General features: G+C 43.7%; 18 protein-coding genes. 5 read left to right on the top strand and 13 right to left on the bottom strand.

Going from position 1 to position 19,352, the window contains the following annotated elements; translation table 11 throughout:
• Positions 1 to 63: 63 nt before the first annotated feature.
• The 5 genes from ACPUEK_RS14980 to ACPUEK_RS15000 all read right to left on the bottom strand — a co-directional run bounded on the left by ACPUEK_RS14980 (position 64) and on the right by ACPUEK_RS15000 (position 4,189).
• A complete protein-coding gene (locus tag ACPUEK_RS14980) occupies positions 64 to 753 on the bottom strand; it encodes a pseudouridine synthase (RefSeq protein ID WP_425641240.1) in 690 nt (229 codons plus the stop codon).
• 112 nt (positions 754 to 865) lie between these two features.
• Positions 866 to 1,660: a LytR/AlgR family response regulator transcription factor gene (locus ACPUEK_RS14985; protein WP_425641241.1), complete on the bottom strand. Its 795-nt coding sequence runs from the start codon at positions 1,658 to 1,660 to the stop codon at positions 866 to 868.
• Positions 1,647 to 2,768 (bottom strand): sensor histidine kinase, encoded by a 1,122-nt coding sequence (locus ACPUEK_RS14990; RefSeq protein WP_067220736.1) that lies wholly within the window; start codon positions 2,766 to 2,768, stop codon positions 1,647 to 1,649. Before ACPUEK_RS14990 ends, ACPUEK_RS14985 begins: the two co-directional genes overlap by 14 nt.
• Positions 2,761 to 3,447, bottom strand: coding sequence for a hypothetical protein (locus ACPUEK_RS14995; protein ID WP_067220738.1), 687 nt, complete (start codon positions 3,445 to 3,447; stop codon positions 2,761 to 2,763). Before ACPUEK_RS14995 ends, ACPUEK_RS14990 begins: the two co-directional genes overlap by 8 nt.
• A complete protein-coding gene (locus ACPUEK_RS15000; protein ID WP_425641242.1) occupies positions 3,437 to 4,189 on the bottom strand; it encodes a MipA/OmpV family protein in 753 nt (250 codons plus the stop codon). The genes ACPUEK_RS14995 and ACPUEK_RS15000 overlap by 11 nt, the downstream gene beginning before the upstream one ends.
• A 279-nt stretch (positions 4,190 to 4,468) precedes the next feature.
• Between ACPUEK_RS15000 and ACPUEK_RS15005 the strand changes: the two genes are divergently transcribed.
• Positions 4,469 to 6,187 (top strand): sensor domain-containing diguanylate cyclase, encoded by a 1,719-nt coding sequence (locus tag ACPUEK_RS15005; protein ID WP_425641243.1) that lies wholly within the window; start codon positions 4,469 to 4,471, stop codon positions 6,185 to 6,187.
• Positions 6,188 to 6,274: 87 nt separating this feature from the next.
• Here ACPUEK_RS15005 and ACPUEK_RS15010 read toward each other — a convergent pair whose 3' ends face one another.
• From ACPUEK_RS15010 to ACPUEK_RS15025, 4 genes are all read right to left on the bottom strand, one after another.
• Positions 6,275 to 6,625, bottom strand: coding sequence for a hypothetical protein (locus ACPUEK_RS15010; RefSeq protein WP_425641244.1), 351 nt, complete (start codon positions 6,623 to 6,625; stop codon positions 6,275 to 6,277).
• A 205-nt stretch (positions 6,626 to 6,830) separates the two neighbouring features.
• A complete protein-coding gene (locus ACPUEK_RS15015) occupies positions 6,831 to 7,103 on the bottom strand; it encodes a hypothetical protein (RefSeq protein WP_067035908.1) in 273 nt (90 codons plus the stop codon).
• A 78-nt stretch (positions 7,104 to 7,181) separates the two neighbouring features.
• Positions 7,182 to 7,466 (bottom strand): hypothetical protein, encoded by a 285-nt coding sequence (locus tag ACPUEK_RS15020; protein WP_067035905.1) that lies wholly within the window; start codon positions 7,464 to 7,466, stop codon positions 7,182 to 7,184.
• 470 nt (positions 7,467 to 7,936) lie between these two features.
• Positions 7,937 to 8,881 (bottom strand): hypothetical protein, encoded by a 945-nt coding sequence (locus ACPUEK_RS15025; RefSeq protein WP_425641245.1) that lies wholly within the window; start codon positions 8,879 to 8,881, stop codon positions 7,937 to 7,939.
• A 126-nt stretch (positions 8,882 to 9,007) separates the two neighbouring features.
• Between ACPUEK_RS15025 and ACPUEK_RS15030 the strand changes: the two genes are divergently transcribed.
• Positions 9,008 to 9,472: an Lrp/AsnC family transcriptional regulator gene (locus ACPUEK_RS15030; RefSeq protein ID WP_425641247.1), complete on the top strand. Its 465-nt coding sequence runs from the start codon at positions 9,008 to 9,010 to the stop codon at positions 9,470 to 9,472.
• 85 nt (positions 9,473 to 9,557) lie between these two features.
• On the opposite strand, the gene ACPUEK_RS15035 is transcribed toward ACPUEK_RS15030, so the two are convergent.
• Complete coding sequence (locus ACPUEK_RS15035) at positions 9,558 to 9,827, bottom strand: hypothetical protein (RefSeq protein ID WP_067035896.1); 270 nt, start codon at positions 9,825 to 9,827, stop codon at positions 9,558 to 9,560.
• A 441-nt stretch (positions 9,828 to 10,268) separates the two neighbouring features.
• Positions 10,269 to 10,514 (bottom strand): hypothetical protein, encoded by a 246-nt coding sequence (locus ACPUEK_RS15040; protein ID WP_425641249.1) that lies wholly within the window; start codon positions 10,512 to 10,514, stop codon positions 10,269 to 10,271.
• Positions 10,515 to 10,865: 351 nt separating this feature from the next.
• Between ACPUEK_RS15040 and ACPUEK_RS15045 the strand changes: the two genes are divergently transcribed.
• Positions 10,866 to 13,043, top strand: a complete 2,178-nt coding sequence (locus ACPUEK_RS15045; RefSeq protein ID WP_425641251.1) for an EAL domain-containing protein — start codon at positions 10,866 to 10,868, stop codon at positions 13,041 to 13,043.
• A 29-nt stretch (positions 13,044 to 13,072) separates the two neighbouring features.
• On the opposite strand, the gene ACPUEK_RS15050 is transcribed toward ACPUEK_RS15045, so the two are convergent.
• On the bottom strand, positions 13,073 to 13,768 hold the full coding sequence (locus tag ACPUEK_RS15050) for an META domain-containing protein (RefSeq protein ID WP_425641253.1): 696 nt from the start codon (positions 13,766 to 13,768) through the stop codon (positions 13,073 to 13,075).
• Positions 13,769 to 14,005: 237 nt separating this feature from the next.
• Between ACPUEK_RS15050 and codA the strand changes: the two genes are divergently transcribed.
• Positions 14,006 to 15,250 (top strand): cytosine deaminase, encoded by a 1,245-nt coding sequence (codA, locus tag ACPUEK_RS15055; RefSeq protein WP_425641255.1) that lies wholly within the window; start codon positions 14,006 to 14,008, stop codon positions 15,248 to 15,250.
• A 163-nt stretch (positions 15,251 to 15,413) separates the two neighbouring features.
• Here the strand turns inward: codA and ACPUEK_RS15060 are convergent, their stop codons facing one another.
• Entirely contained in the window at positions 15,414 to 17,954 is a 2,541-nt protein-coding gene (locus ACPUEK_RS15060) for a DEAD/DEAH box helicase (protein ID WP_425641257.1), read from the bottom strand.
• Between the two features lie 593 nt (positions 17,955 to 18,547).
• On the opposite strand from ACPUEK_RS15060, the gene ACPUEK_RS15065 reads away from it, so the two are divergent.
• Positions 18,548 to 19,324, top strand: coding sequence for an MBL fold metallo-hydrolase (locus tag ACPUEK_RS15065; protein ID WP_425641259.1), 777 nt, complete (start codon positions 18,548 to 18,550; stop codon positions 19,322 to 19,324).
• The last annotated feature ends 28 nt before the right edge of the window (positions 19,325 to 19,352 follow it).

Here is a 19,352-nt window from a genome sequence, read left to right on the forward strand (position 1 = left end):
CTCTACATAGAATTGTGTGTATATCTTTGCGAGATTACGAGGATGAGTCAATTAATCAATAACTTAACGCGTAAAAGACCGTACTTCATCAACGGTTAAATAGCGCCAGCCAGATTCAGGGACATCGAGTACAACATCACCAATGCGCTCACGATGCAAACCAACCACTCGATTACCCACCGTAGCAAACATACGTTTTACCTGATGGAACTTGCCTTCCGTTAAGGTTAAGCGTACTTCAGTCGACGTGATTATCTCTAACTGTGCTGGTAATGTCGCTGCCGCTTCACCTTGCAACCGGATACCCTTAGCAAAACGCTGCGCGATATCGTCCGCAATAGGCCGTGATAACAAAACATGGTAGACCTTGCGACAGCCTCGATTCGGCTGTGTAATGTGAAATGACCAGCGACCGTCATCCGTGATCAACACCAGCCCCGTCGTGTCCGCATCCAAGCGCCCGGCAATATGCAACTCATTCGGTTTATCGACTGACAAATGTTGAAAAACCGAGGGGTAAGCTTCGTCGATGTTGGAACACACTGTGCCGGCAGGTTTGTGCATCATGATATAACGGAAAGGACGAGCAACCAGCCGCTCGCCGAGCAGTCGTACATCATTATTTTCATGAACTTGAGTTGCCTCCAGCACAGCAGGTTCACCATTAATCGTCACCCTGCCCTGCTGAATGTGATGAATTGCCTCAGTTTTTGTGAGTTCAGTACTTTTGCAGACAAATTTATCCAAGCGCATAAGCAAACAACATAACTATCAAATTGGCACCGTATTATGAAGGGCTCATTTTAAACCGCAAGCTGTGTCGGCTGACGTCAGACTCAACAGCTCATACTTTGATGTTTGCATTCTACATTTGTTTAAACAATTGAGCGTTATTACGACTTACAGGAAGAACACGTTCAAAGTCTTTAATTAAGACAAAGTAGTGCCCTTGATCATCCTTTTTAACGCACTCAATACAGCTAACCTGGACAATAGCTGATCGATGTATTCGCCAAAATACATCTGGATTTAGCTCATCCACTAATTGTTTAATTGTTTTACGGATAAGAAACTCACCATCGGCGGTGATCACAGAGGTATATTTATCTTCAGCAATAAAACAGAAAACATCACTAACTTTTATGACATGAATGCTGTCTCCTCGTGAAGCATTTATCCATGAAAGTGTATTTACATTTTCGGTTCGAGGTAGCAATCGCGTCAGCTGGTCCGAATCAAGCTCGTACTTGACTGTTGTTTGAGAGCGACTCTGTAGGCGTTTAATACACTCATAAAGACGTTTTTCCTCAATGGGCTTTAGTAAATAATCCAGTGCCTCATGTTCAAATGCAGCTACTGCGTGTTCATCATAAGCTGTCACAAAGACTAAATGCCCACTAAAGCCACTTTTTCTAAGCTGTTTAGCGGTTTCAATACCACTAATACCTGGCATCTTAATATCCATAAAAATAGCATGGACATTGATTTCTTGAGCCATACTAATCGCCTCTAACCCTGAGCCTACAGTAATAACTTGATCAACACCTTCCCAGAGCTCTTGTAGCAATCTTTGCAAATGAAACCGCAATAATGGTTCATCATCAACGACCATGACACACATAGAAGAATGCCCTGAGTTGGTTAGATTAGCGTTGGCCATGTACGCCTCCTGAAAAATGCAACTCACCCACCGTTGTATCATTGAAGAGAGGCCAACTTAAGGCAACTAAACAGCCATCGACTTGCTGCTCATCGTTGTAGACATTACGAATTGAAAAATTCGACTTATCGGCATAAATAAGTTGCAAACGCTGACGAATATTTTTCAACGCAATGCCATGACGATTGTCTGTCTCACTAGTTTGACTCCAGTTTGACGTCAGCCCTAAACCTGTATCTAAAATAGTCACATAACAGTTACTCGCATCCACTAATACTTTTACCTCTATATTTCCACCTTCCAAGCTTGGCTCAATACCATGTATAACAGCATTTTCAACCAATGGTTGTAGCAAAAAAGGGAGACACTCAACGTCACTAATATCACCTTCTTTTTGTATCTGAAAACTTAATCTTTCTCCCATTCGGATTTTCTGAATAGACAAGTACGAGGCTACCAAATCTAGCTCTTCTGTTAGTGTAATACGCGGTTGTTTCACTTTGCTCATAGACACTCTCAACAAACTTGTTAAGTCATCCAACATTTGCTGGGCGTCATGCGGACGAATATGAATCAACACCTGAATATTAGCCAACGTATTAAACAAAAAATGTGGCTCTATCTGAGATTGCAACACCTGATAGTTGGACTCAGCTAACTGCTTCGCTTGTAAAAGCGACTTCATCTTCTGTTCTTGGAGCTCTCTTTCTTTGCGGCTCAATCGATGCGCATTATAAAAAATATACGTAACCAGCATACTGAACACAACTTTCAGCAATAAGTCCGACCAAGAAGCGTTTAGAATCGCCTGAAAGGAATCGTATACCTCATAGAATAAGTACGCCATACCAATGACGACACCACCAAAGTACCCCAAAACTGTCGCGGCGCGAACAGAGATACGATCTGTTAGATAATGAATGCTAAGACGTATACTAGACAGACAAGCCACACCAAAAATCAGTGATATTTGCAATGTCATCCAAAACTCACCCGCTTCGGTAATCCAGATCACCACAGCGATCAAACTACAGTAAAGCATAACCGTAATACTGTCTTTTAATAGTTCATGTTGTCGCCAGAAACGAGTGAAAGGGACCTTAAGCATAACGCTTACTCGTATGTTTAATCATTAACGCACCTATTATTAAAAACCAAACAATGCAGCCTAGGCCAAAGGCTCCTCCCAACATGGATAATCCCGGAGCAGACGAAAGCACACCTATAGAACCAATGATAAACGCCAACACTTTTAAGCCTAACCCATATATATTAAATGAAATAAGTGCTGCACCCAGCGTCAACATCCATACGCCGCCCACTATCTCATGGCCACCGCCAAGACCATCGATCAGCATTTGTAAGGCATACCACAAATACATAGCCGAACTGCTATCGAAACTGACAACCTGCAAAATCATAGTGTTTCCGACATTCGCTAACATCCCTGTCGTAAGCGTTAAACCAACCCAAAGATAACCCAGTACAGCACAAGCCTGTTGTAGACCACCTACTTTTAGATAGGGCTGTATCCCTATTTGAAAGCCTAAAAGCGCCAACCCAAACACAATATAAATGATGAAATACCATCCATAGAGTAATAACGCATGCTCAGCCATAGTACGAACTTGCGACGCGAAAGGCTCGTTTATATCGCCAAAGCGGTACTCCATTAAGAAACAAACATAAACCAGCATACCAAATAGAAAACAAAGTCCTGCGATGATGCCGCAATACCCGCCAACCATTACTTTTTGATTTTGGCTTTTTACTTTATTAGAACGCATAAAAAACCGTCATAGAACCGCTCCAATAGCCAGATTCCTTCACAATTGTACTGTCACTGATACCATCACCTAAATAATCATAGGCAACAGTTGTCGCCACATGCCACTGATCTGTCATTGGGTATACGTGAGTCATTGATACATTGGCGTTGGTACTCGCTTTTCCTTTGTAAGCGCTAAAAGAAGAGCTGGCTTCAGACGTGCGAACGCCATAATAATAATCAACTAAGTCATCAGACTGATATTGAATAGCCGCTGCAGGGATCAATGAACCTAATGCGGTTTCTATTCGTTTCGACAACATCAGTTTAGCCTCATAACCATCATGAGTATCCGATACATCCATGGACACTGCCCCAGTAATGTCAACGTACGGCGCAAAGTGTGTCCAATGCAATGCTAGCTCAGTCGCATCCTTTCGCTTACCTAAGTAAGCAAGTTGTTTATTATCATCATGGTCAATGACTGACTTTCGCATTAAAAATAACGCACTCAGCTGATTACTCTCGCCTACGTTAGTTGTCATACCAACCCCTTCAGGACTTGCCACAAACATGCCGTATTTTAGATTGAGATATGGATGAAGCTCAGCTTCATTCTCTTCGCCTATTACATGGTTTTGCTGTCCTGACAGCGTCAAACCAAGGTCCGCATCAAACTCTGACGCTTCAACAAAAAACGCTAGGGGCGTAGCGGCAAATACACATACCTTGATCGCACGAGTCATATTTAAAAACATCATTATTCTATCCATCTCACAATTTAAAAGGGAACGCCTCGATCAGCGTGAAACCAATGTCCCATACAACTACCTTTGAAAATTGCGGATATGATGAATGGTGAAATAGAAGGATGATTAGCGCTATAACAGGATAAAGTGCATATAGAAATGGTGATAAAAGCCAATAAAAGCGCTTTTTTTAAACTCAAAGGCATTTAATTCGATCCCAACTATCTTAGACTTATAAATTAAGGTAATAATAAGTATCCAAATTAACGTCTAATGCCCAAAGGTGATAACTTGAGCCATGCTTCCAAAAACGAAGCTCATTCCAGCCTTCAATCCCCCACACATTCCGCTCTACATTGGTTCAATAGCTTTCGTAATCGCATCGCTGTGTTATTTGGCTGCTTGTTGCTTATCTTAGGCATTATTGTCGTATCCTATATTTATAATGCTTCGTCTAATCGTCTGACCATTGCCAGTGGCAAGTCGCTGGCAATCATCGCTCAATCGGTTTCCAATATGCTGTCGAGCACGTTACAAGAGCGAGAACGAGAAATCATTTTGCTGAGCAAACGGCCGTTGTTCGCAACTGAGCGGAATCAAGAAAAAATGCAACAGGCGTTGGATCGCATAAAAGATTCTTACGAACATTATGCTTGGATTGGGTACGCGAACGCAGACGGCAAAGTTATGGTAGCTGGTAAACAAATGCTGCAAGGCGCCGATGTCAGCCAACGGCCTTGGTTTATTCTGGGCAGTCAGGCACCTTTTATCGGTGATGTGCATGGAGCACTTTTATTAGCCAGCATGATTGCGCCCATGGATGATGGTTCACAGCCCAGGCTGGTAGACTTTGCCGCACCCGTTTATGGCAAAAACGGCGTATTTGAAGGGGTTGTTGCAGCCCACTCTAACTGGGCATGGGTCAGCAATGTTTTGAACTCAGCATTGCCAAAAGAGCACAATGGCATTGAAATATTCATCATCGACAAACATAACGAAGTCCTATATCCAAACGCGCTCATTCACTCAACCATCATCCCTAAGAACATCCCAGCGTCAGGTGAATTTCAGTACAACGAATGGCGTGACGGTAAACGCTACTTAACCGCAATGGCATTAGTGGACTCTCCAGTGTCAACCGATCTTGGCTGGAAAATCCTCGTACGTCAGCCTAGTGACGTGGCAATGTCTGCGGTGCACGACATGAGAGTAGTTATATTGCTAATCAGCATTGTAGCAACCTTGATTGGCGTCTTTATCGCCTATCAGCTGGCAGGGGCTTTAAGCCGCCCAATTGAACGCCTAGCGACAACCGCTCTAGGGATTAAGAACGGTAGCCGAAAAATATCGTTTACCGAAACGGACAGTCGCCTGAAAGAAGTCATTAGTCTAAGTAATTCGTTACAAGGGATGATGACCTCTTTATTGGATCGAGAGCAGTCGCTTGTAGAAATGAATGCCAATTTGGAAGCCACCGTACAAAAGCGTACTAACGCACTCGAGCAAGCGAACAAAGAGCTGGCTGAACTGGCATTAAGAGATCCGCTTACGCAATGTTTCAATCGCTTAGCGCTTGAAGAAGCGATGACACAGATCTTCAAGCAAGCAGCCGAGGACGGTGAAGCGTATTCCGTTATCATGATCGACATTGACCACTTCAAAGCGGTAAACGACACCTATGGCCATCAGGCCGGTGACGAAGCCTTGAAAAAACTGGTTGAACTAATGCATAACAATACGCGAGACGGAGATTTTGTCGCACGTTATGGGGGTGAGGAATTTACTATTTTACTGCCAAAAACAGACTCAAAAACGGCCGCAGAACGAGCAGAACAAATTCGACAAATCGTTCAGGACACCGTGATTGAAGAAATTGGCCACATTACCATTAGCTTAGGTGTTGCTACCTATTGCCAAAGTGATCAACGTGCTGAAATCATTTTAGATCGTTCTGATGAAGCACTGTACCAGTCCAAAGAAAACGGCCGTAATCAAGTGTCAATCAACTAGCCAAACGCGTCATAGGATTTAGTCTGCATTGACATATTAAAGAGAAAGGTAGGGCTTGTTACCAACCTTTCTCTGATACTTCTGGCGCTAGCGAATCCACGATCCAATGACTTTGACATTCTCTTCGACGCTCTTTAGATACAGCATCACTAAAAAGTCACCTTCTACTTTCGTGCTCCACTGCTTCCACAGCACCAAAACATGATCCATTTGCCTTAGAACGCCCATAAATTCGCGTTCCTCTGTCAGCGAGGTGAACATCTTGCTGTATTGCCACTGATGTTCAACGCTGGCTCTGGCTTGCTCAGTGACCGACTCAGCAAGCATATGTTGAGAGTAAATGTCCCAATCTCTGCTGTTCGCGCCGTTCACCATATCGCCCCAAATCGTCTCGGCGACCTTTCGAATATCGGCATCAGATTGCTCTAAGATATCCATTAACTGCTCCCTATCCAGTCAAAATTCTCAGTCACTGAATGACTGCTTCACTTAAGTCGTTTTAATAGATGCCAAATAGAACATACGATAGGCAGATTGGAAAGAGCTGAAACGCCTGTAAAAACAAAGCCCCGATCAGGGGAAACCTGTCGGGGCTTTTGTTGCTTACTAGCGATTTAACAGTGAGGCTTACGAGCCAACAATATTAGTTCGCGCTACGAACGGTATCAAACTGATTTTGAAGCTCATCAATTTTGTCTTCGTATGCGTCAAGCTTTTGAGACAACGTGGTAGGAGAATTAAACTCAATATTCGGGTTCGATTCAACGCCCATTGTTTCTAACTGCGCAGAAATGGCTTGAGCATGCGCTTGTGCATCAAGGTAGTTATCAAGCAAGTTGTTTTCGTCGCCTGAAGCAAATGATGCAGAAGCGGTAAGAGTAAGAGCTGCGATAAGCGCTGGAGTTTTAAAGTTCATAATAATCACCTCTAAAATAAAATAATATGTCTTGGCGAATACGCCGCTTGTTCGTTGCTTGCGTTACTCAGCTAAATATTAGTTAGCTTGAGTCGCAGAGGAGTTGTGCGCATCGAACTTAGCTTGAAGCGAATCAATTTTGCTTTCGTAGGCATCAAGCTTTTGAGACAGTGTCGCTGGTGAATTGAATTCAACATTTGGATTTGACTCTACACCCATTGTGTCAAGCTGCGCTGACAAGGCTTTAGCGTGCGCTTGTGCGTCTAGGTAGTTATCAAGCAGGTTATTCTCGTCGCCAGATGCAAAAGAAGCAGAAGCGGTTAATGTTAGGGCTGCGATAAGTGCTGGAGTTTTAAAGTTCATAATAATCACCTTTCTATCTAGACCAATCAATTTATGTTCAGTCATTTATTTGTTTAGCAGCTGGCGTTGATTGCTGTGCGCTGCGTTTCGATAAGATGAATATTAGACCTCTTGAAAAATAAAAAAAGAGCTCAGTGAAGCGTTCCAAAATACTTGCTACAAGCTTTAAAACACGCCTTATTTAGGGATAAAAGCATCAATCATGCATGACCAGAACAATATGTTCTTTATGCCTAAAAATTAGCAAATATTATTCACAGGAACAACGACAACACTATTTAAAAACACACCTTCTTAGGAAAATTTGCAATAATTATTTATGGTTACGTCCATAATCCATGCTTAATAAAAACGAAACAAAAATAAATAGATGTGCACTTACATAATTGAAATCGAATTAATAGATTAGGAATGATCGATGAATTCGATCATTCCTAACATCACGCTATTTTGGCTTAGTTTGGCGGGCACTAACTGGCCGCCTCTAGCCGCTTTGTCACGAAAGAAACCCTTGCTAAAATAGCAATAACGATTAATGCAAACGCCAAACGCGCCCACAGTACACCCGATAAATCAGCACCAAGCAGCAAGACTAAAGTAGTGTCTTCTATCACGCTATGGCACAAACTTAAAAAGCCAATGGTTAAGAAAATATCACGTTTCGTTAAACGTCCTGATTCCGCTTCTTTAATTAACAACCCTGCGCCAAACGTGAGCCCAAGCACGGTTCCAATCACTGCAACATTGGCGGCATCTTTACCAATACCCAGCATCCTTAATACGGGATACAGCACCATATGCATCAATCGCTCTACACCCAATACTCGCAGTAGTTTGAGTAATGTCATTAGCGTGAGAATGATCACGTAAATCCAAGCAAACGTTTCGATCTGATTAAGACACCAACCGATAAAACTAGGGTCCGTGCTGGCTGGCGGTTGCCATAACAGCTCACTCGGCTGTTGTAGTAAATCAAAGTGGCTATAAAACTGATGCAATATAAAGCCAAGCACTAACGCCCCACCAAAACGCAAAGCAAGCGTCGCTCGCCACCCTACTCCCATACGCTTTGCTACCGCACCTTCAACGGGTAACGAATGCCCTAGCAATGCCAGCACACCTAACACTGTCACTTGTGCCACGCTTAAATTTTCCGCAATGCCTAAATTGAAAAACACCAGCATGCCAGCGTAGATATTGGTAAGCATGAATGTCGCCCACACAATCCCCACTTCATCAGGCAGCCCGACCAATTGCATAATCGGCGATAACAGATGACCAAGTAAGGTCACGCCGCCTAACATGTCTAACCCTTTAACGATCAACAATGCAGGCACCATCACTTTTAACAATGTCCAGTACACTCGCCCCGACTCTTTAATTAAGTAGCCGCTCTCTCGAAACACAATATTCATACCTGTCATCTTAAACCTGTTGCTGTGCGGCTATTGTAATCGACATCAAAGAAATTATTTCTCTTTAATAGCCCATAACATGCTGATAAATTCGTTTTAATCACACCAAACAAAATTTTATTAATCATGCCCGAACTCGACAATATTGACCGCAATATACTGCGCCAACTACAAGTAGACAGCCGTCTGACAAATGTTCAATTAGCGGAAGTGATTGGGCTGTCCCCGCCTGCTTGCTTAAAACGCGTGAAGCGCTTAACTGAGGACGGCTACATTGCCAGGAAAGTTACACTACTTGAGCCAAGCAAACTTGGGCCCATGTTGCATATGGTGGTGGAGGTCTTTATGGAGCGAGATCACAAACACCTATTTCAAGCATTCGTGCAGCGTGTGCAAAACACATCGGAGGTAAAGCAATGTTATCAAGTAACGGGGGAAGTCGACTTTGTTTTAATCGTGATGACCACCGATATGGTGGCCTACGAATCTCTGTGTGATCGGCTACTGTATTCCGATCCCAATGTACGTAAGTTTCGTACCTTGATTTCAATGAAGCGAGATAAATTTGAAACCGCTATTGATATCCCTTAAACAACAAAGCCCCAGTAAGCAAAGCTTACTGGGGCTAAGTCGATCGGGGTTAAAGGGGGATCCCGATTAAAACACGAGGTTTTGATTAGTTCGCTGAGTGAGCTGAATCAAATTGACCTTGAAGGTCTGAAATCTTAGCTTCGTATGCATCCACTTTTTGAGAAAGTGTCGCAGGCGAGTTAAATTCAACATTTGGATTAGATTCAACACCCATTGTGTCTAACTGAGCAGAAAGTGCTTTGGCTTGAGCCTGTGCGCTTAGGTAATCGTCATGTAGGTTATTGTCGCTTGCCGCGAAAGAAGCCGTTGCTGTCAAAGTAAGCGCTGCGATAAGTGCTGGAGTCTTGAAGTTCATAATATTCACCTTTAAGTTGTTGGGCTGCGGGCTTGAAGAGATGTCCGCTGCGTTTCGATAAGACAGATATTAGACCTGTTTAAAAATAATAATAGAGCTCAAAGACGCGTTCCAACATGCTTCCTATAATAAGACAAAACAGCCATATTTGATGATAAAAGCACCAATAACGCATTTACTTATATAAAGGTGACCTATTCATGAGAATTTGCATTAAATAGTCACAAACATCTCGTAATATTATTAAACTCTACCGTCTCAATGACTTAATCGTGCACACAATGCATACGACACGAGCCTTAATGCGTCCTTAAAAGTTAAAGCATACCGCATTAAAAAAAGGCACTTACATAATTGAAATCGAATAAATAGATAAGGAATCATCAAAGGATTCGATCATTCCTTATCTTGCCAGTAAAAAAGCAACGGACTCACCGTCAGTTAATGCTTAGTCGGGCCTCTTCGAACCCTATCTTTACCGTTGTCAAACACATCTTGTGTCACCCAACGTCCCATCAACAACTGATGCTTGTCGTCCAAAACTGCGACAAAAGGACGTCCATCAGCGTTGTTGGTCGCCAATGCAATCCCCGCAACATTATTAAGACCCAAACCGCCATTTTCCACCGAAATCAAAAAGGCCTCTAGTTCGTCTAACGTCTCAATCACTTTGTCATCATGAATCATTGTCTACTACCAAGCTGCTTGAAACAGTTAAGGATATCAGCTCTTAGCCAAAGGCTAAACAGACGGTTACAAAGAACCGATAGCATCATCATGAGCAATCACTTATCCATACATAACGTCACTTTAACTTACAATCCGCAAGACTCTTTACCTGATAGAGTTTACTATTACGTTATTAATAGATTACTAGACAAATAAAATTTGCTCTGTAAAAAATGCTTTATGTCGTAAACTGGTAATGTTTCGAGCGCTTACAATACCTTACTTACAAGAAGCGCCAATCATTTGAATCTAGAGATTTACTCAGTGCCTCTAATTGACCAAATTAAAAAAATTTCATGCTGTTCGAACATGAACAAGCTCGACCGGTCTGTCAGGGCTATTCTCGGTATTCTACTTATTTCAATCAGTCCAATCGGGGTTGATGCATCAGGAAATGGCATGATTGGGTGGTTTATTGCTGTCTTTGGCATCGCGAATATCATCTCCGCCGCGACAAGCTGGTGCTTTATGTACTCACTGGTCGGTCTAACCAGCTTATCTAAAAAGGATGATGACAACGACGACCAAAGCTTTGAACTCAATTTTAAGTCGATCAGGAAAAAAGCACTTGTAGGATTTGGCACGGTTTCTATATTGATCAGCGCATTTTTTATTGGCGAAGGTTATGAGTCAGGCAAAGCAACGGTGCAAGCCATGGAACTACAGCAGCTGCACCGCAGCGCGGCTTTAATCACCAGTGACCTGGAAAGAGCACTAGGCAAAGAGATCTCAGAAGCACCAGACATTGCCACGCTAAGCCGTAAGATTGCTCAAGAACACTTTATAACCGATACCCCTATGTTTGTTGCGATCAAGCAAGCCAACAACGCGTGGCTATTCCATGCAAAAAATATCGACAAAGCCTCTCAAACAGACATATTAGAAACACTAAAAACACCCAACAACAAAGAACTGGCCCGCTTAATGTCGCCGTACGTTGAACATGATTTTTTTCACAATATTGATGACGTAGAAGACTACTATTACTCAATAAATGGCAAGCAATACGCCATTACACATCATGGCTTAGCGGTGCAAAACACATCACCCACACACATTTATGTCGGTGAATTAAGCCTTAGCTCTGATTACTTGGTCGACAGTGTCGTTTACCGAATGCTGATTTCGTCCGCAGTGGTCATTTGGATAGCTCTATGGGGCGCCGTTGCTGTGGCATTCTTTATTTGGAAGCACGTGGAAAGCTCCAACTACCGAGCGATAAAAGCCGCCAACACTGATTCGCAAACAGGCTTATTAAATGAGCGCGCACTAAGAGAACTATTCTCAAACAACCTCACTCTCCGCCCTAATAGGGAATACACAGTTTATGCGGCGAAGTTCCGAAACTTATCACAAATTCTAGCGACCAATAGCTCCATTGTACTCACACAAGTATTACAACAGCTGGCCACAAGATTAAAACAAGAGGTGGATCCTGAGTGTATTTTAGGCCGCCTAAATGACAGCACCTTCATCATTATTACACCCGTTGCTAAAGCCAACTGCGTTAACCACTTCAAACAGCGCATTAATGAAACTCAACACTTGGATAACTTTCAGTTTTCGCTAGAGCCCACGGAAGTCGAATTAAACTACCCAACAGATGTCAGTGATTTTGAAAGCCTCATTTCATCTGTTTCTACACTGATTTATCATGCCAATCAGCAACGCTTACCTTATTTGCGCTACCAGCAACACTTGATTCAAAACAGCCAAAAAGTGTCGCAATACTCAGCGGCATTAAAAACAGCCATTGAAGAAAAGCAGTTCGAACTGTACCTACAACCCAAAGTAGACATGCGCACAAGTGATATAGTCGGCGCTGAAGCACTGATTCGCTGGAACCATCCTGAAGACGGGCTGCTTTCCCCCTATCACTTTCTAGACTTAGTTGAGCAAAGCAATATACGTTCGTCATTTGCTTTATTCGTGGTGAACGAAGTGTGCCGTATGGCACTTGCATTACAATCAGCAGGTTATCAGCTGCCATTGTCATTGAATTTAAACGGCTACGATGTGTTCGACCCTAGCGTCATTGCGACCTTAGAACAGGTCTCAAAAGAGCTGTTGGTCCAGAACCACTTAATGCTAGAAATCGAGTTAACGGAATCTGAAACCGCACTCGACGTTGACCACATCGCCAAGCAATTAGATTATATCTCTAATCTAGGCTTCGCCATTGCACTTGACGACTTTGGTACGGGTATGAGTTCATTCTCTTACTCCCATGCACTGCCTATAAACACGATAAAAATCGACCGTTCATTTGTTTTGAACATCAATGACTCCGATCAATCGCACATCCCCATCAAAGCCATTTTATTCTTAGCAGAAAACTACGGCTACAACGTTGTCGTTGAAGGCGTGGAAACACAACAACAAGTCAATATCTTAACTGAATTGGGCTGCACCGTTTGCCAAGGGTACTTCTACTCTAAACCCATCACTTTCGATACGTTTGTTAAATGTCTCCCCGACCTTCCATAAGTAGTCGTAGGTAGCCACTGGAACCAAGATTAAGACGCGCGGCGACATTGCCAGGTTTGATCACCAGACGCCAAGGTCGCTTCAGCGCCTTTGTTCCAAAAGCTAACATGACCTTTGCTGTACTTCGCTCCCGATGCGCTTTTAACTCGCGGCAACATCAACGCTTGCTCTGCCAATAACAACTCAACAGTATCAGGACCGACAAAACGCACGCCCAAATTGGCGATGCTATTGGCATTTCGACAGCTATACTCAGTGACCTGATCTAGCGCCGCATCTTGCTTTGACGCAGTCGGAGCCATCTCAATCATCTTTAATCTCTGGGTGCCGCTCGCATCCTCAGCCACTAGCCATGTATCAGACAAACGACGAATCGTGACCGTCTCTTTAAGCGCACTTAAAAAGCGTTGTTCTTGCTTCATCAACGCCGGAGCACACGCCATGCGTGTTGACACCGCCTGATCCACTTTCAAAGTCTTCCCTTGCTCGATCAAGTTTGCTGAGTAGCGATTACAGCTTGTCGAACCACTGATACGACCCTGTTCTGAGAACAATACCGTGACATGAGAATTGTCTATGATGCCTCCCTGATCAATACTTTCGACTTGCCACTGACCAGACAGCTGCGCCAACGAGACATCGTCATACTCAGATGACGTCTGATGTGATGAACATCCCGCCACTGTCAGAGTAACCAGTGCTCCACCTAACCAATAACGCTTCATAATGCCTCCTTCCGTAATGACTATAAACTTTCTATACGCTAACTAAATACGCCAGCGATGAACAGCATCAAAAAAAGAATCCACCTAGACTACAAGAACCTTACACCTCACACGCAAATGTAGGCCTAAATTAGAACGTTGAGTCTGCGTTGGTGTGTAATAAGACAGCACTAACGATTCTCAAATTTCATAAAACGTGCAACTATAAAACCACTAACTAAATCCAAGGAAGTGGTTATGAAAATCATCAACGCGCGATTACGTCACCAAGACACACTCTTTACCCTTGAATGTGAGCACGGCGTGTTCAAATCGATCACTCCTCAAGCGTCTGTTGTCTCGGAGGCCTGCGACCTTGATGCGCAACAAAAACTGGTCTGCGCCCCCTTTATTGAGCCCCACATTCATTTAGACGCGGTGCTGACCGCCGGCGAACCACGCTGGAACAAAAGCGGCACGCTGTTTGAAGGCATCGAGTGCTGGGCCGAGCGCAAGCAGCAACTGACCCAAGACGATGTGCAACGCCGAGTACTCAAAGCCGCCGAGCTATTGATAAGCCACGGGGTGCAACACATTCGCACCCACATAGACGTCACCGACCCAGCGCTCACCGCGTTAAAAGCCATCGTGCCGCTAAAAGCGCAGCTCGCCCCCTACTTGGATTTGCAAATTGTCGCATTCCCTCAAGAAGGCATCTTGTCTTACCCCAATGGCAAAGCCTTAATGGAACAAGCCCTTGAACTGGGCGCGGACGTGATTGGTGGCATCCCGCATTTTGAATTCACCCGCGAATATGGCGTTGAGTCCATGCGCTGGGTGATCGAACTGGCACAGAAGCACAACAAATTGGTGGACGTACACTGTGATGAAATTGACGACGAGCAGTCGCGCTTTTTAGAAGTGCTTGCGACCGCCGCACTGGAAAGCGGCCTAGGCGATCGCGTCACCGCCAGCCACACCGTCGCCATGCATTCTTACAACAACGCCTACTGCTCTAAACTATTTCGTTTGTTGAAGCTATCCGGCATTAACTTTGTCTCCTGCCCGACCGAAAACATTCACCTACAAGGCCGCTTCGACACCTTCCCCAAACGCCGCGGCATCACCCGAGTCAAAGAACTGCGCGATGCCGGCATCAACGTCGCCCTCGCCCAAGACTCCATCCAAGACCCTTGGTACAGCCTCGGCAACGGCAAACTGCTGCGCCAAGTCGACTTCGCCCTGCACGCCTGCCATATGATGGGCTACGACGACTTCTCTACCGCCCTCGACTTCATCACCGACAACAGCGCCAAGGTGCTGCACATCAGCGACCAGTACGGCATCGACGTCGGTAAACCCGCTAACTTCATCGTCCTTAACGGCGCCGACGACGTCGAAGTCATCCGCGAACAAGCCGATGTACTGTACTCGGTACGTGAAGGCAAAGTAATTGTTGAAAGGCAACCAGCGGTAGTGAAGACAAGCGTGAAGTTTGGGTGAGGTTTTGGGGTAGTTTTGAGAGCAACCCCATCAACGAGAGATGGGGTTGATTGGGTATTGGGGGTGTTGGGAGATAATCGTTAGTAAGAGTTTAACGCCAACCATCAGCGGCGCGCGCCTTTGACGCGTCCGCTGGATGGTTTTGTTATGCGATATCGTGCCACTAAGGCATCATGGTTGTCTGCTCAAAGTATTCATCAAGGAACGTATCAGCAGTCAACTTATGCTGTTTTATAGATCTATCAATCATCTCATTAGATAGACTCTTTAAATCACTTCCCTTAAACCCAACAACAAATGCCCGAGCATTTCTTACTAAATTCTTTAATCCTCTTTCCCGTAGAACAAAGACGCTCTCGTTAAATCCTGTATTTGATTTAACCTTTTTTGTTGGGATAATAATCGTATAGCTAACATTCGCGCCGGGATAAAATCTTTTGAACCAAGCAATGTTGTTATTGAATTGCCCGGTTTCATCTTTCGTTATTTCAGCACGAGTTAGTAATACTTCACTTTTACATTCAATAAAAATGTATTGGCCATCCTTAATAGCCCATAAGTTGTCTGGACCTGCCTTCCAGCTTTTATCTGGCCGTTCAGTATTAAATCCAAGCAACTTGCCCATCTCGTCAATCGCACCTTCGAAACGATCAGATTTTACGCCGAAAACCAGACTGGAAAACACGTCATCCATATAGACCAAAAGGTCGTCAAAATCATCATACTTCGATAGCCTCTTCCTTATATTTTCAATGCGCTCGTGTGCCTTAATGTCAATTTTAGTCACTTGATACCCGTCAGGTGGCAAAAATAGCATTTTATTTGTTCTATGCGCGTTCACCTGAAGTGCCATTCCTTCCACTCTGTTTTTCGCGTACAAATACCGCGACATTTCCTGCAAATACCAACCCTTTTCATGTGCGGAAAGCGCTTCAGAATTACGGTCTATTAGCGTTTGCAACTTGCTTGCAGCATCGTCATATCTTCCTTCGATGTAATAGCATTCGGCCTGCCGTTCAGATATCAGCAACTCATCTGCTATTAGCTGACTCGTATCTTCAAGCTCAATGTCATCCATGCTTTCAGAATAAAAAGTTTTCCATGACTCATCTCTATTTAAGCATTGGGCGGCCACTGAACTAATCATGTCAATATATGACTGATTACCCTTCTTATCTTCTCTCGCATATTTTGCCAACTCCAAACCCACGTCTATTTGTTTCCGGGTTTGTGCAGACAAGTAATTCCGAGATCCTCTATAGCGTATTTGCTTGACTAAATCGCTGCCCAACATGAGGACAACACAATAATCTTTCTCGCCTCGAACAGCTCTTCCCAAGCCTTGTTCTATAGTTTGAGCCGTTTTTATTTTCGAGAATGTGCTATTGGGAATGCAACTTTCAATGTATTTTTCAGTAGTTGTATCGTTAATCGGTAACGAGTCAATAACCAATACCCGGCACATGTTGTCAGGCAAATCGACACCATCATACTTTGCTGCCATGACAAGAGGATTTGAAAATACTCCTTGCCTTAGTTTACTTACTTCCGCAATCAAGTTATCAGTATTTACTAGAGTTGCCCCGAGTTTCGACCATATTTTTGTATGCCAGTCACTAGGTGTAATTGCGACAACACCAAATCCAGTATTACGCCACCCTCCAACCCAATTAATAACCTCCTCCCTTGTCAAGCTACCATCTACTAGTGATGGAATTAATACCATCTTTTCCCCAGACCATTTCTTATTAAAGCTTAGCGGAGACTCAATAACTTCCTTTGCAAGACCTAAATCCCTTATAAAAAACGAATCATTTGAAATCGTAGCCGACATGAATACTCTATGAGATGCATTTGCAAAAGCACCAAACTTTTCTACAGGAAGTATGCGCGGTGATATTTCAACTTCACCGCCGGAAAATACAGCAATGCAGTGAGCCATGTTATCCTTTAACAGATCCCATGAAAACCAAACAGATTTATCACGATTTCTATTATATTTCGATAAGATACTTACAACTTCCTGTTCCTTATCCTGCCAATCCCAATATGGCACAGCGAGTATCGCACTTTTTGACTCATTAGAAATGTCAGCGAATGTGCCAGCTCCTTGTCGGTTAAGAGATTCACTGAACAGATTTAACAATTCAACATAGCATTCAGAAGATCTAGGAATTTGGAGTTTACATGAGGATTTTATGATTTCTATACAACTATGGGCATCATCGAGAATAATGTTGTCAACTTCAACCGAGTCCTGTCCCACACCGAAAAATTTGCTTCTACCATTGAATAGTGTGTGCGCATGAGTGATTAGAATTTTTTCACCATTCACAAAATCTTCCGGTAACCCGTTCTCATCAAGTGAGCAATGGTGTATTCCAAACTCATCTGCCTGTGCTCTAACCTGATCTGCTAAGTATTTACTGGGACAAATGTACAGTGATGAACCTTTCCCCTGGTTTATCTTTGATTGTAGTATCAATAACCCAATTAATGTTTTTCCCTCGCCTGTCGGTAGTTTTAATATAACATCACGCTTTTCGTTATAGTCAGCAAACCATTCTTTCAATACTGATTCTTGAACGGGTATTCTTAATGGCCCCTTGTTAGCATGCCGATCCAATCCTTCGTAGATCTCGCAAGGATGAACTTTCTTTTCAGCACCCTTGCTTTGTGATCTCTTTGAAAAGTTTATTCCCACATTATTCTCCTTAAATCGGTGAGCCTATATTCTTCGAGCTTGTTGCGCATAACAGTTTAATAGTGCGCATGCGCATTTTTTAATAAACCATGCGTGCGCGTTATTGTTTCCTGCCACAGTAACCATAGAGCTCTAACCCCATGATTTTTAGAGGGTAAATCGTACTCTTATAACACTACGTTTCGTTAAAATACGCATGCTCGTTTATCGAATAAACCGTGCGTACCGCACACACTTGGGTTGTTGACTATTTCCTGACAATACCCTATTTCAGCGCTTTTCCCAATATAGAAGTGCACTCATTTAGACCAAAAGCTAGGTGTTGTTGATCTAGGGTCAGCGATTGGGCAGGTTTGAACTTTGATCCTTTCTCTAGACTACTAGTCTTATCGCGGAGCGGAGTCCGTTCTTACAAGAGATCTCTCCCTAGGCTGCTGGTTATATCGCGAAAAGATTTCGCTCATACAAGAAGACCGCTTCTCCTACACTTTGGCCCAATTTCGTTGAAGAATGTCTCTAAGGCCAATTTTTCGGTATTGCGGCGGGTCTTACTATAGCGCCTGACTTAACCACTCTTAAGCAGGAGAGCAAAGATGAAGATTACTCAAATACGTAATGCGACGTTACATATTGATTATGCAGGTGTGCGCTTTTTGATTGACCCGATGCTGGCAGACCAAGGGGCTTACCCGGGGCTTGCGAGTACTGTTAATTCACATGTTCGAAATCCAACGGTGCCTCTGCCGATGTCGATTGCGGAGATTTTGGATGTGGATGTGATTTTGTTGACGCATTTACACCCTGATCATTGGGATGTGAAGGCGCAGGAAGTCGTGCCCAAAGATACGTTGCTACTGGTGCAGAATGAAGATGACCGCCAAAAGCTTGCTGAGCAAGGGTTTCACAATACTCAAGTCATCGAGGACGGTTCAGCGTTTCGCGGTATTACGCTGACTAGAACCGAATGCCAGCACGGTTATGATATGTTGTTTGAAAACCCAGCCATGGCGACCAGAATGGGAGAAGTGACGGGGATTATTTTTACCCATCCAGAAGAGCAATCTTTGTACCTTGTGGGCGACTCTGTTTGGACGCCTGCCATTGAAAAGACGATGAAAGCCGCGCAGCCTGATGTGGTCATTTTAAATGTGGGCTGGGCCCATATTTTGGACTACGGCCCGATCATTATGGGCAAAGAGGATGTGTTAAAAACCCACCTTGTGCTGCCTCATGCTAAAATCGTTGCCAGCCATTTAGAAGCGGTGAACCATCTACTGTTATCCCGTGCCGAACTGCAAGAATACGTCGAGCTTAATCAAATTGAGTTTTGCGTAGCAATTCCGGCAGATGGCGACACCCTCACCTATTAAGCGCTTTATTGCATTACACAAGGAATCG

Origin of the sequence: Marinomonas gallaica, assembly GCF_049821165.1 — a bacterium.
GTDB classification, from domain to species: domain Bacteria; phylum Pseudomonadota; class Gammaproteobacteria; order Pseudomonadales; family Marinomonadaceae; genus Marinomonas; species Marinomonas gallaica.

Coding starts and splice junctions, on each gene's coding strand:
- ACPUEK_RS15045 (WP_425641251.1), top strand. CDS start 10,866: ATGAACAAGCTCGACCGGTCTGTCAGGGCTATTCTCGGTATTCTACTT.
- ACPUEK_RS15010 (WP_425641244.1), bottom strand. CDS start 6,625: ATGGATATCTTAGAGCAATCTGATGCCGATATTCGAAAGGTCGCCGAG.
- ACPUEK_RS15025 (WP_425641245.1), bottom strand. CDS start 8,881: ATGAATATTGTGTTTCGAGAGAGCGGCTACTTAATTAAAGAGTCGGGG.
- codA (WP_425641255.1), top strand. CDS start 14,006: ATGAAAATCATCAACGCGCGATTACGTCACCAAGACACACTCTTTACC.
- ACPUEK_RS15035 (WP_067035896.1), bottom strand. CDS start 9,827: ATGAACTTCAAGACTCCAGCACTTATCGCAGCGCTTACTTTGACAGCA.
- ACPUEK_RS15020 (WP_067035905.1), bottom strand. CDS start 7,466: ATGAACTTTAAAACTCCAGCACTTATCGCAGCCCTAACATTAACCGCT.
- ACPUEK_RS14985 (WP_425641241.1), bottom strand. CDS start 1,660: ATGGCCAACGCTAATCTAACCAACTCAGGGCATTCTTCTATGTGTGTC.
- ACPUEK_RS15015 (WP_067035908.1), bottom strand. CDS start 7,103: ATGAACTTTAAAACTCCAGCGCTTATCGCAGCTCTTACTCTTACCGCT.
- ACPUEK_RS14990 (WP_067220736.1), bottom strand. CDS start 2,768: ATGCTTAAGGTCCCTTTCACTCGTTTCTGGCGACAACATGAACTATTA.
- ACPUEK_RS15030 (WP_425641247.1), top strand. CDS start 9,008: ATGCCCGAACTCGACAATATTGACCGCAATATACTGCGCCAACTACAA.
- ACPUEK_RS15000 (WP_425641242.1), bottom strand. CDS start 4,189: ATGATGTTTTTAAATATGACTCGTGCGATCAAGGTATGTGTATTTGCC.
- ACPUEK_RS15040 (WP_425641249.1), bottom strand. CDS start 10,514: ATGATTCATGATGACAAAGTGATTGAGACGTTAGACGAACTAGAGGCC.
- ACPUEK_RS14995 (WP_067220738.1), bottom strand. CDS start 3,447: ATGCGTTCTAATAAAGTAAAAAGCCAAAATCAAAAAGTAATGGTTGGC.
- ACPUEK_RS15050 (WP_425641253.1), bottom strand. CDS start 13,768: ATGAAGCGTTATTGGTTAGGTGGAGCACTGGTTACTCTGACAGTGGCG.
- ACPUEK_RS14980 (WP_425641240.1), bottom strand. CDS start 753: ATGCGCTTGGATAAATTTGTCTGCAAAAGTACTGAACTCACAAAAACT.
- ACPUEK_RS15065 (WP_425641259.1), top strand. CDS start 18,548: ATGAAGATTACTCAAATACGTAATGCGACGTTACATATTGATTATGCA.